At 72.8% G+C, this 11,101-nt stretch carries 9 protein-coding genes; 4 read left to right on the top strand and 5 right to left on the bottom strand.

Annotated features, from left to right (window positions below; all coding sequences use genetic code 11):
• Window positions 1-143: 143 nt before the first annotated feature.
• Entirely contained in the window at window positions 144-1,232 is a 1,089-nt protein-coding gene (locus ACIP37_RS33780) for an NADH:flavin oxidoreductase (protein ID WP_363587134.1), read from the bottom strand.
• Window positions 1,233-1,625: 393 nt separating this feature from the next.
• On the opposite strand from ACIP37_RS33780, the gene ACIP37_RS33775 reads away from it, so the two are divergent.
• From ACIP37_RS33775 to ACIP37_RS33760, 4 genes are all read left to right on the top strand, one after another.
• Complete coding sequence (locus tag ACIP37_RS33775) at window positions 1,626-2,363, top strand: SDR family oxidoreductase (protein WP_400845095.1); 738 nt, start codon at window positions 1,626-1,628, stop codon at window positions 2,361-2,363.
• Between the two features lie 30 nt (window positions 2,364-2,393).
• Complete coding sequence (locus ACIP37_RS33770; protein ID WP_363587136.1) at window positions 2,394-3,590, top strand: cytochrome P450; 1,197 nt, start codon at window positions 2,394-2,396, stop codon at window positions 3,588-3,590.
• Between the two features lie 107 nt (window positions 3,591-3,697).
• A complete protein-coding gene (car, locus tag ACIP37_RS33765) occupies window positions 3,698-7,168 on the top strand; it encodes a carboxylic acid reductase (RefSeq protein WP_400808050.1) in 3,471 nt (1,156 codons plus the stop codon).
• 55 nt (window positions 7,169-7,223) lie between these two features.
• Window positions 7,224-7,595 (top strand): nuclear transport factor 2 family protein, encoded by a 372-nt coding sequence (locus ACIP37_RS33760; RefSeq protein WP_363587138.1) that lies wholly within the window; start codon window positions 7,224-7,226, stop codon window positions 7,593-7,595.
• A gap of 26 nt (window positions 7,596-7,621) precedes the next feature.
• On the opposite strand, the gene ACIP37_RS33755 is transcribed toward ACIP37_RS33760, so the two are convergent.
• The 4 genes from ACIP37_RS33755 to ACIP37_RS33740 form a co-directional block, all read right to left on the bottom strand.
• Complete coding sequence (locus ACIP37_RS33755) at window positions 7,622-8,323, bottom strand: hypothetical protein (protein ID WP_363626305.1); 702 nt, start codon at window positions 8,321-8,323, stop codon at window positions 7,622-7,624.
• A 109-nt stretch (window positions 8,324-8,432) separates the two neighbouring features.
• Window positions 8,433-9,980, bottom strand: a complete 1,548-nt coding sequence (locus tag ACIP37_RS33750) for a Na+/H+ antiporter (RefSeq protein ID WP_363632507.1) — start codon at window positions 9,978-9,980, stop codon at window positions 8,433-8,435.
• A gap of 149 nt (window positions 9,981-10,129) precedes the next feature.
• Window positions 10,130-10,297, bottom strand: coding sequence for a hypothetical protein (locus ACIP37_RS33745; protein ID WP_363587141.1), 168 nt, complete (start codon window positions 10,295-10,297; stop codon window positions 10,130-10,132).
• A gap of 186 nt (window positions 10,298-10,483) precedes the next feature.
• Window positions 10,484-11,080, bottom strand: coding sequence for a hypothetical protein (locus tag ACIP37_RS33740; protein WP_363622785.1), 597 nt, complete (start codon window positions 11,078-11,080; stop codon window positions 10,484-10,486).
• Between the last annotated feature and the right edge of the window lie 21 nt (window positions 11,081-11,101).

Genomic DNA, 11,101 nt, shown 5'->3' with positions numbered 1-11,101 from the left:
TGGGGGGGGGGGGGGGGGGGGGGGGCCGCCTGGGGGGGGGGGGGGGGGGGGCCGGCCCCGCCCCCCCCCCCCCCCCCGGGCCGGGGGGCCCCCCCCCGGGCGCCCCCCCCGGCTTCCGGGCGCCCGTTCGTCGAACGGCGCTGTCAGGCCAGGCTGGTGAGCACCGCCGGGTCGTACGGGACGGTCCGGGAGAGGTCGCCGCGCAGCGCCCTGGCGGCCCAGTCCGGATTGGCGAGCAGGGTGCGGCCGACGGCGACGAGGTCGAACTCGTCGCGCTTGAGGCGGGCCAGCAGTTCGTCGATGCCGGTCACGCCGGCCCGGCTGGTGTAGCCCTGGGCGAACTCGCCCTCGCCGTACTGCTGGTCCAGGCCGACCGAGCCGACCGTCACGGCGGCCTTGCCGGTGAGCTTGCGCGCCCAGCCGGCCAGGTTGAGGTCGCTGCCGTCGAACTCGGGCTGCCAGTAGCGCCGGGTGGAGCCGTGGAACGCGTCGACCCCGGCGTCGGCCAGCGGGGTCAGCAGCTGCTCCAGCTCGGCCGGGCTCTGCGCGATGCGGGCCCCGTAGTTGCCGACCTTCCACTGGGAGAACCGGAAGAAGACCGGGAAGCCCGGGCTGACGACCGCGCGGACGGCCCGCACGATCTCGGCGCCGAAGCGGGCGCGGGAGGCCGGGTCGCCGCCGTAGCGGTCGGTGCGCCGGTTGGTGCCGCTCCACAGGAAGTCGTCGATCAGGTAGCCGTGCGCGCCGTGCAGTTCGACGCCGTCGAACCCGAGCCGCTCGGCGGTCGCCGCGGCCTCGGCGAAGGCGGCCACCGTGTCGTCGACGTCCCGCTGGGTCATGGCCCGCCCGGCCGGGGCGCCGTCCAGGCCGATCCCGGACGGGCCTTCGGCGGGCGGCTCCGTCCCGGTGCGCACGACCCCGGTGTGCCACAGCTGCGGGATGATCCGGCCGCCGGCCTCGTGCACCCGCCGCACCACGCGCGCCCAGCCGGCCAGCGCCTGTTCGCCGTGGAAGTGGGGCACGTGGTCGTACGCGCGGGCGGCGGCGCGGTCGACGTAGGTGCCCTCGGTGATGATCAGTCCGACCTGGTGGGCCGCCCGGCGGGCGTAGTACTCGGCCACCTCCTCGCCCGGCACGCCGCCGGGGGACTGCATCCTGGTCATCGGGGCCATCACGATGCGGTTGGGGACCGTCAGATCACCCACGACGAACGGCTCGTCCAAGCTGGACATGCTTTCTCCCGAGTTCTCGGCACTCATGGTGTGAACATTCCGTGTGCGCCTTCTCCGCCGCTCCGGCGAATCGCCGCCGGGCCGTGCGGAAAATGGTGTGGTCGGCCGCACATAGGTAACACACGATTATCGGCCCTGTTGATCGCGGCGTCCAGCGGGTGCTCTTGTCCGTGCTGCATTGCCTCAGGCGATCCACGGCATCGACACAATCATGTTGACCGTGTCCGGGAGATCACGGATAGTGGTGCAGGTGGTTCCGCGTCGCCTTCTGGGTCGCAACTGGAGAATTGATTCCCTTGCCGACCAGTGCCGCGGAAAGGAATTTCCCAGGAACGAAAGGTGGCGGAACCCAGGGTGAGCGAGAGTCGCCTTACCGCGCAGATTTCCCACGACTTGGACGGCAAACGGGCCGTGGTCACCGGCGGCAGCCGGGGCATCGGCGCCGCGATCGTGCAGCACCTGCTCGACGCCGGCGCCACCGTCGTCACCTCCGCCCGCAACCCCACCGAACACACCCCGTCCGCGGCCAAGTTCATCCAGGCCGACCTCAGCTCGCCGGCCGGGGTGCGGGCGTTCGCCGACGCCGCGCTGGACTCCCTCGGCGGGGTGGACATCGTGGTCAACAACGCGGGCGGCTGCCGGGCCTTCCAGACCGCGCTGGAAATCGAGAAAGACTGGCAGTACACGGTCGACATCAATTTCCTGGCCGCCGTCCGGCTCAATGCCGCACTCGTGCCGGCCATGCGCGCGGCCGGCGGCGGGGTGATCGTGCACCTCTCCTCCATCGCGACCATTTCCTCCTACCCGATGATCCTGCACTACGCCGCCGCGAAATCCGCGCTGGAGGTGTACAGCAAGGGCCTCGCGGTCGAGTTGGCGCCGGACGGAATCCGGGTCGTCGCGATCTCCCCGGGAAACGTGATGACTCCCGGGGCGGATGAGGCGCGCGAGAAGATCGTCGACTATCTCGGCATGGAATCGGAGGGGGACTGGGCCGACGAGGTCCCGCTCGGGCGGATCGGCCAGACCGAGGACATCGCCGAGGCGGTCGGCTTCCTGGTCTCCCGGCGCGCCTCGTGGATCACCGGCAGCAACCTCGTCATCGACGGCGGCAAGAGCGCGTCCCTGTGACCGCCCGCCAGGACTGGAAGGACTGACACGATGACCGCGACAGAAGAAGGGCCGCGGGCCTATCCGTTCGGTCCGGCCGAGCAGCTCGACGTGGACCCGAAGCTGGCCGAGGCCTGCGGCGAGCAGCCGGTGCTGCGGGTGAGCCTGCCCTACGGCGGCGACGCCTGGCTGGTCACCCGCCACGCCGACGTCAGGACGGTGCTGGCCGACCCCCGGTTCAGCCGGGCCGCCGCCGCGGGCGAGGACGTGCCCCGCATCGTCTCGGCCGGCCTGCCCCGCACCTCGATGCTGAGCATGGACCCGCCGGAGCACAGCCGGCTGCGGCGCAGGGTCGCCAACCCCTTCACCGTGCGCCGGGTCGAGGCGATGCGCCCGCGCGCCCAGCAGATCGTTGACGGCCTGCTCGACACCATGATCGCCACGGGCTCGCCCGCCGACCTGACCCAGATGCTCACCTGGCCGCTGCCGATCACGATGATCTGCGAACTGCTCGGCGTGCCCGTCGAGGACCGCGACCGGTTCAACGCCTGGGTGGACGGCCTGCTGATGCTCTCCGACCCGGCCCGCTCCGCACGGGACCGCGGGCACCTCAACGAGTACCTCGCCGGCCTGGTCGCCGAGCGCCGCGTCGAGCCCACCAGCGACCTGCTCGGCGAACTGGTCGCCGTGGAGGACGAGGAGAACCGGCTCACCGAGGAGGAGTTGGTCAGCCTCGGGGTCAGCCTGTTGTCCGCCGGCCAGGAGGCCACCGCCAACCAGATCGGCAACTTCGTCTACACGCTGCTGACCAGGCCCGAGCTGTGGCACGAGCTCGTCGCCGATCCCGGCCTGATCCCCGACGCGGTCGAGGAACTCTCCCGGATCATCCCGATCAGCGCCACCGCCGGCTTCACCCGGATCGCCACCGAGGACGTCGAACTGGGCGGGCAGACCGTCCGGGCCGGCGACGCGGTGGTCACCGAGTTCTCCCTGGCCAACCGGGACCCGGAGGTGTTCGACCGCCCCGAGGAGATCGACTTCCGCCGGAAGAACATCCCGCACGTCACCTTCGGACACGGCATCCACCACTGCCTCGGCGCGGCCCTGGCCAGGATGGAACTGCGCGTCGTGCTGGACACCCTGGTGCGCCGCCTGCCCGGCCTGCACCTCGCCGTGCCGGCCGACCAGGTGACCTGGCGGACGGAACGGCTCATCCGCGGAGCGGACGCGCTGCCGGTCGCCTGGTGAGACGCCGCCGGCCGGAGCGACCGCCTGACGTCAGGGAGTCGGCGGTTGCTCCGGCCGGGCCCCAGCCCGCACTTCGACATCACCCGGACACTACGGGAGGACTCAGCATGGCCGAACCACCGGAGGCGATCACCGCGGCCGTGCGTGATCCGGGCAAGGGACTCGCCGAGGTCATGGCGGCCATCATGGAGGGCTACGCCGACCGGCCCGCCCTCGGCGAACGCGCGCGGGAGCCCGTGACCGGGCGCCTGCTGCCCGGCTTCGAGACCGTCAGCTACCGCGAACTGTGGGCCCGGGTACGCGCCGTCGCCACCGAGTGGCACCACCACCCGGACCACCCGCTGAGCGCCGGCGACCGGCTCTGCATCCTGGGCTTCACCAGCACCGACTACGCCACGCTCGATCTCGCCTGCCTCCACGCGGGCGTGGTGGTCGTGCCGTTGCAGTCCAGCGCGCCGCTGTCCCAGCTGGCGCCGATCGTCGCGGAGACCGAGCCGCGCGCCCTCGCGGCGAGCATCGAGCGGCTGGACACCGCCGTCGAAGCCGTCCTCGGGGTGCCCTCGATCCGGCGCGTGATCGTGTTCGACTACCGCCCCGACATCGCCGAGCAGCGCGACGCCTTCGAATCCGCCCGGCGGCGCCTGGCCGGGGCCGGCCGCCCGGTGGCCGTCGACCCGCTGGCCGCCGTGGTCGAGGCCGGAGCCGGACTGCCGCCCGCGCCCCTGTTCGTCGCAGACCCGGGTGACGACCCGTTGGCGCTGCTCATCTACACCTCCGGCAGCACCGGCACCCCGAAGGGGGCCGTCTACCCCCAGCGGCTGGTCCGCACCGCGTGGAACGGCTTCAGCTACGGCGCGGAGGACGCACCCCCGGTCAGCGTCCACTACATGCCGCAGAGTCACCTCGCCGGCCACTGGGCGCTGATGGGCTCGCTCTCCCGGGGCGGCGTCGGCCACTTCACCGCCAGGAGCGACCTTTCCACCCTGCTCGACGACATCGCGCTGGTCCGCCCCACCGAGCTGACCATGGTCCCGCGCATCTGCGACCTGCTCTTCCAGCGGTACCGCAGCGAACTGGACCGGCGCTCCGGCGAACCCGGCGACGTCGACACGGCGGTCAAGACCGACCTGCGGGAGAACGTCCTGGGCGGGCGCGTCACCAAGGCCTTCTGCGGCACCGCCCCGCTCTCCGCCGAGGTGGCGGCCTTCGTCGAGTCCTGCCTGGGCTTCCACCTGTACACCGGCTACGGCTCCACCGAGGCCGGCGGGGTGCTGCTCGACTCGGTGGTGCAGCGCCCGCCGGTCATCGACTACAAGCTGGTCGACGTCCCGGAACTCGGCTACTTCCGGACCGACTCGCCGCACCCGCGCGGGGAACTGCTGCTCAAGACCGCCACCGCCATCCCCGGCTACTACAAGCGGCCCGAACTCACCGCCGAGATCTTCGACGCGGACGGCTACTACCGGACCGGCGACATCATGGCCGAGATCGGGCCGGACCGGCTCGTCTACGTCGACCGCACCAAGGACGTCCTGAAGCTCTCCCAGGGCGAGTTCGTGGCCGTCTCCCGCCTGGAGACCGCCTTCGTCGCCAGCCCGCTGATCCGGCAGATCTTCGTGTACGGCAACAGCGAGCGCGCCTACCCGCTCGCCGTGGTCGTCCCCGCCCCGGACGCGCTGGCCAGGGCCGACGGGGACGCCGAGTCGCTCAAACCGCTGCTCATCGAGTCGCTCCAGCGGATCGCCAAGGAGGCCGAGCTCAACTCCTACGAGATCCCGCGCGACGTCCTGATCGAGACCGAACCCTTCAGCGCCGCGAACGGCCTGCTCGCCGACAGCCACAAACCGCTGCGCCCCCGGCTCCGGGAGCGCTACGGCGAGGCCCTGGAACGGCTCTACGCCGAACTCGCCGACGGGCAGGAGCGCCGGCTGCGCGACCTGCGCCGGGCCGGGCCGGACCGGCCGGTGCTGGAGACGGTCGGCCGGGCCGCCCAGGCGCTGCTGGGCTGCGCGGGCGCCGAGCTGAGCGCCGACGCGCACTTCACCGACCTGGGCGGGGACTCGCTGTCCGCGCTGTCCTTCGCCGCCCTCATGACGGAGATCTTCCGGGTCGAGGTCCCGGTCGGGGTGGTGATCAGCCCGGCCAACGACCTTGCGCGGGTGGCGGGTTACATCGAGGAGCGGCGCCGCACCGGCGCCGCGCGGCCCACCGTCGCCTCCGTCCACGGCGAGCACGCCGTCGAGGCCCGCGCCGGCGACCTCACCCTGGACAGGTTCCTCGACGCGGCGACGCTCGCCGCCGCCCCGACGCTGCCCCGCCCCGACGGCGCCGTCCGCACCGTGCTGCTCACCGGGGCCACCGGCTTCCTCGGCCGCTTCCTGTGCCTGGAGTGGCTGGAACGGCTGGCGCCCGCGGGCGGCAGGCTGGTCTGCGTGGTCCGTGGCGCCGACGCGGCCGTCGCGGCGAAGCGGCTGGAGGCCGCCTTCGACAGCGGTGACGCCGAACTGCTCCGGCGGTACCGGGAGTTGGCCGACGGAACGTTGGAGGTGCTGGCGGGCGACATCGGCGAGCAGCGGCTGGGCCTGGCCGAGGACACCTGGCAGCGGCTGGCCGACACCGTGGACCTGATCGTCCACCCGGCCGCCCTGGTCAACCACGTGCTGCCCTACGACCAGCTGTTCGGGCCCAACGTCGTCGGCACGGCCGAACTGATCCGGCTGGCGCTCACCACCCGGCTCAAGCCCGTCACCTACGTGTCCACCGTCGCCGTGGTGGCCGGCGCCGCGGCCCTCGACGAGGACGGGGACATCCGCGTCACCAGCCCGGTGCGCCACCTCGCCCGGGGCACCGGCAACGGAGGCGCGCATGGATCCGAGCACGAGGACGGGCACGACGACGCGCACGGGTACGGCGACTACGCGCACGGGTACGCGACCAGCAAATGGGCCGGCGAGGTGCTGCTCCGCGAGGCCCACGACCTGTGCGGACTGCCGGTCGTCACCCTGCGCTCGGACATGATCCTCGCGCACGGCAGGTACCGGGGGCAGCTGAACGTGCCCGACGTGTTCACCCGCCTGCTGCTCAGCCTGCTCGCCACCGGCATCGCTCCGGGCTCCTTCTACCGGGGCGGCGGGCGCGCCCACTACGACGGCCTGCCGGTCGACTTCACCGCCGAGGCCGTCACCGCGCTGGGCGCGCGGGCTACCGAGGGCTACCGGACCTTCAACGCGCTGAACCCGCACGACGACGGCGTCTGCCTGGACACCTTCGTCGACTGGCTCATCGAGGCCGGCCACCCGATCCGGCGGATCGACGACTACGACGACTGGCTCGCCCGGATCACCACCGCGCTGCGTGCCCTCCCGGAGAAGCAGCGCCAGCACTCGCTGCTGCCCCTGCTGCGCGCCTTCGCGCGGCCCGGGGAAGGCGTCCCCGGGTCGGCGATCCCCGCCGCCGGGTTCCGGTCCGCCGTGCGGGCCGCCAAGGTCGGCGCCGACCAGGACATCCCGCACCTGTCGGCGGCCCTCGTCCGCAAGTACGTCACCGACCTGCGCCACCTCGGCCTGCTTCCCCACTGACCGCAGCACCGCACCACCATCCCCGCATTCGACCCGACGGACACAGGAGTTCGGCATGGCACAGAGCATCGGCGAGACGGTCATCTCGGGTCTGCGGCTGCTGGAGGCGAACGACTTCGCCGGCTTCCGGGCGCTGTGCACCGAGAAGGCCACCGTGTGGCAGAACGACGGCAAGGACGAGCAGGCGATCGACGAGCGGCTCGTGCACTTCAAGGCCTTCGCCGCCGGTGTCGAGTCGCTGCGGTTCGAGGTCCTCCGCCAGTTCGAGAAGCCGGACGAGGTGCTCCAGCAGCACGTCATCCACCTGCTGTCGGCCGAGGGGGTCGTCCAGGAGGTCCCGACCGTCGTCTACTTCCGGTTCGAGGGCGGCCTGATCGACCGGATCGAGGAGTGCCTCTACACCGTGCCGAAGGCCGGCACGGCCTGACCGCCCGCCTTCCTGAACCCGAACCGTCAGGCGGGCGCTGCGGCGCGGGAGTCCCGGAGGCTGCGGCGGGCGGCGGCGGTGACGAGCAGGACCCAGAGCAGGCTGAGGGCGCCCAGGGCGTAGACGCCGCCGTGCAGGAAGGCGAGGTCCAGGTCGGTGCCGGCCGGCGGGGCCCAGCCGTCGGGGTCGACGAGGACGGTGGTGGTGGTGCCGGCGGAGGACGACCCGGAGCAGCCCGAGCCCTGGAACTCGGGGTGCGGCAGCGGCTTCCCGTCCGCGCGGCGGATCGCGCAGGACCAACTGGTCCGGCCGCTGCGGTCCTTCGAGCTGTGGGCCTCGGTGACGACGACCTCGGTCCGCTCCCCGCGGTGCGCGAGCACCTCCGCCCGGATGGTGGTGGGTGGCAGGGCCAGCAGCAGGACCCCCAGCAGGACGCCGGGCCAGAGCACCCAGCCGGCGGCCCGGACCACCATCAGCCCGCCCAGCGAGGTGATGAGCACCAGCACGGCGAGGATCGTGAACAGGGCGGAGTAGTCCGGGTCCACGGCGAGCGCCATCAGGCCGACGAGCAGCAGCGGGGCGAGCACCGCGACCAGGCCCGCCGCCCGGCGGATGGTGCGGGGCGCGAGCGGGTTGTCCTTCCGGGGTCTCCGCTTGGCGGTCTTCGGCCGCTGGGCGGCGGCCGCCGCGCTCAGTGGTCTCTTCTGCTTCTTCCTGCCCTGTGCCATGTGGCCCCCGTTCGGTGCTGCGTCGGACTGCTCGCGACAGTCTGACCTGCGGTGCGGAGGTGCGGAAGACCGGGGCCGCAAGCCGTCACGGCCGGCCGGCCCGGGCCGGTCAGACCCGCCCGAGTCCGGCCTGCTCCAGGTCGAGGTCGCGCTGGAGGCGGCGCAGGGTGGTGTCGCTGATGAGGTGTTCCGCGTAGAGGCGGTGCAGCCGGGCGTTCTGCACGGTGATGACCTCGTGCCGGAGTTGACGATAGGCGGCGTCGGCGGTGGTGCCGTCGGGGGTCTCGGGGGTGCGGTCGAGGCGGGCGGCGAGGCCGCGCCGGACCCGGTCGATCGCGGTGTCGGGCATGACCTCCAGGGCCGCGAGGTGGTCGACGTGGTCGAGGGCGGCGCGGTTGAGGGCGTCGCGGGCGTCGTCCTCCTCGCGGGCGGTGTGCTCGGGCTCCAGGGCGAGCCCGGAACGGTGGACCACGGCGGCGAGGGTCAGGCCCTGCACGACCAGGGTGAGGACGACCACCGCCGTGGTCAGCACCAGGACGAGCGGGCGCCCGGGTATCCGGTCGCCGTCCGCGGTGAGCAGCGGGATGGACAGGGCCGCCGCCAGCGGCATGACGCCCCGGGTGCCGGCCCAGGTGACGACCCCGGCGACCCGCCAGGACAGCCGGCCGCGGGCGGGCTTGACCCCGCGGGTCAGCGGCAGCGTCCACAGCACCCGGACGGCGATCAGCACGGCCGCCAGCGCGAGCGCCTGGAGCGGCCACCAGCCGGTGCCGGCCGGCAGGTCCCGGACCAGGGCGGGCAGTTGCAGGCCGACGATGCTGAACACGACGCTCTCCAGCAGGAACACCACCACCGCGGAGACGGCGTGCAGCTGGAGCCGGATGCGGGCGTCGGTGAGGCGGTGGCCGGAGCGGCCGAGCAGGACGCCGGCGACCACGACCGAGGTCACCCCGGAGGTGTGCGCGGACTCCGCGAGCACGTACGCCGCGTACGGGGTGACCAGGGCTATCACGGTCTCCAGGACGGGGTCGGCGGTGCGGCGCCGGATCAGCCACACCAGGCCGGCCACGGCGGCGCCGACCAGGCTGCCGCCCCCGCCGAGCAGCAGGAGCTCGCCGCCCGCCGCAGGCAGGTCCACCGTGCCGCCCACGGCCACGGCGACGCCGACGGCGACCTTGAACAGCACCAGCGAGGTGGCGTCGTTGAACAGGCTCTCGGCCTGCACCAGCACCTGGACGCGCCCCGGCAGCGCCAGCCGGCGGCCGAGCGCGGTGACGGCCACCGGGTCGGTGCTGGACAGGACGGCCCCCAGCACGAACGCCATCGCGGGCGGGAGCCCGGCGACGGCGACGGCGACGAAGCCCACGGCGGCGGCGGAGGCGAAGACCAGGCCGAAGGAGAGGATCGTCACCGGGCGCCACACCGTGCGCAGATCGCGCAACGACAGTTCCTCGGCGGAGGAGTAGAGCAGGGGTGGGAGCACCACCAGGGCGATGGCCTGCGGCGGTACGTGCAGCGCGGGCACACCCGGGACCATCGCGACCGCGAGGCCGACCAGGACCAGCAGGGAGGGCGCGGGCACCCGCAACCGCCGGGCGAAGGTGGCCACGCTCGTGGCCAGAACCACCAGAACCAGAACGATCCCCACGGCGTGCATCTGCGGAAACGACCCATCACGACGATCGGGGTCGCCGCCGCCCGAGCGCTGCGGTCGTCCCCCGAGCCGACCAGACTTCCCGGCACACCGTCAATCATCTTATCGGGTCGTTTGCGCGGGACGGCAGGGTGCCCGGCAGGTCGTTCCCCTCAGCGGCGCCCGAGCAGCCTCGCCAGGAAGCCGCCGCTCTTGCGCTTCGTCCGGTCGCAGGCGCAGCGGCCGGACTCGGGCACCCCGGCGAGTACCTGGTCGACGTGCATGCCGCACCCCGCGTAGCTTGCCTTGCCGCACGTCCGGCAGGTGGTTCGTCGACACATCGCGCTGCTCCTCACGTCGCACCCCCGGATGGGGTGTCTGTCCTGGCCTGTCCTGGCCCGTCCTCCAAATATACCCCACTGGGTATTTTGAAGAGTGTGAGGACAGGCCGGCGCCACGGACCTGCCGTGCCCGGCCGGACAGCCCCGGCCGGGCACGGCAGGCATTCCTGGTGGTGCGCCGTACGGTCAGACGGCCTGCAGATAGAACAGGTCCGGTCGGCTGTCCTGGACGATCTGGTAGCCCAGGCCGTCGCTGTGGTTCTGGGCGGCGACCCACTTGCCGGAGTTCAGGTTCTGGAGGGCGAAGCGGTTGCCGCCCGGAACCTTCGCCATCCAGAACGCCTGGTTCTCGGGGACGATGTCGCCGCAGCCGACCGTGATGATCCAGTTGCCGTCGTCCTTTCCCCAGCGGTCGACGACCATGCACCAGCCGCGCCAGCTGTCGCGGAAGTACACCAGCTCGCGGCCGTCGGAGGCGTGCTTGCGGCAGACCTGCCACTTCTGGTTCGACTCGTCACCCCAGAAGTACTGGATGACCGAGCCGTGGTTCCCGGGGGAGAGCGCGACGGTCAGCGGCCGGTCGGCCCCGGCGGTGTTGATGCGGTAGAGGCCGGGGTCGCAGGGGTAGTCGCTCTCCGGGTCCGCAGCGAGTGCGGTGGCCGACGCGGGGGCGGCCAGGGCGGCGGGGGAGGCGGTGAACAGCAGGGCGCCGACGGCGGCCGCCGTGCCGAGGACGTTCAGCGGGCGGCGGGCGCGGTAGCGCGGACGGTGCGGGTGGGGCATCGTGGACTCGCTTTCGCAGCA

The organism is Kitasatospora sp. NPDC088861 (genome assembly GCF_044750105.1).
GTDB lineage: Bacteria > Actinomycetota > Actinomycetes > Streptomycetales > Streptomycetaceae > Kitasatospora.
Note: the sequence above shows the minus strand (reverse complement) of the source record. Positions and strands in the feature narration are given on the sequence as shown.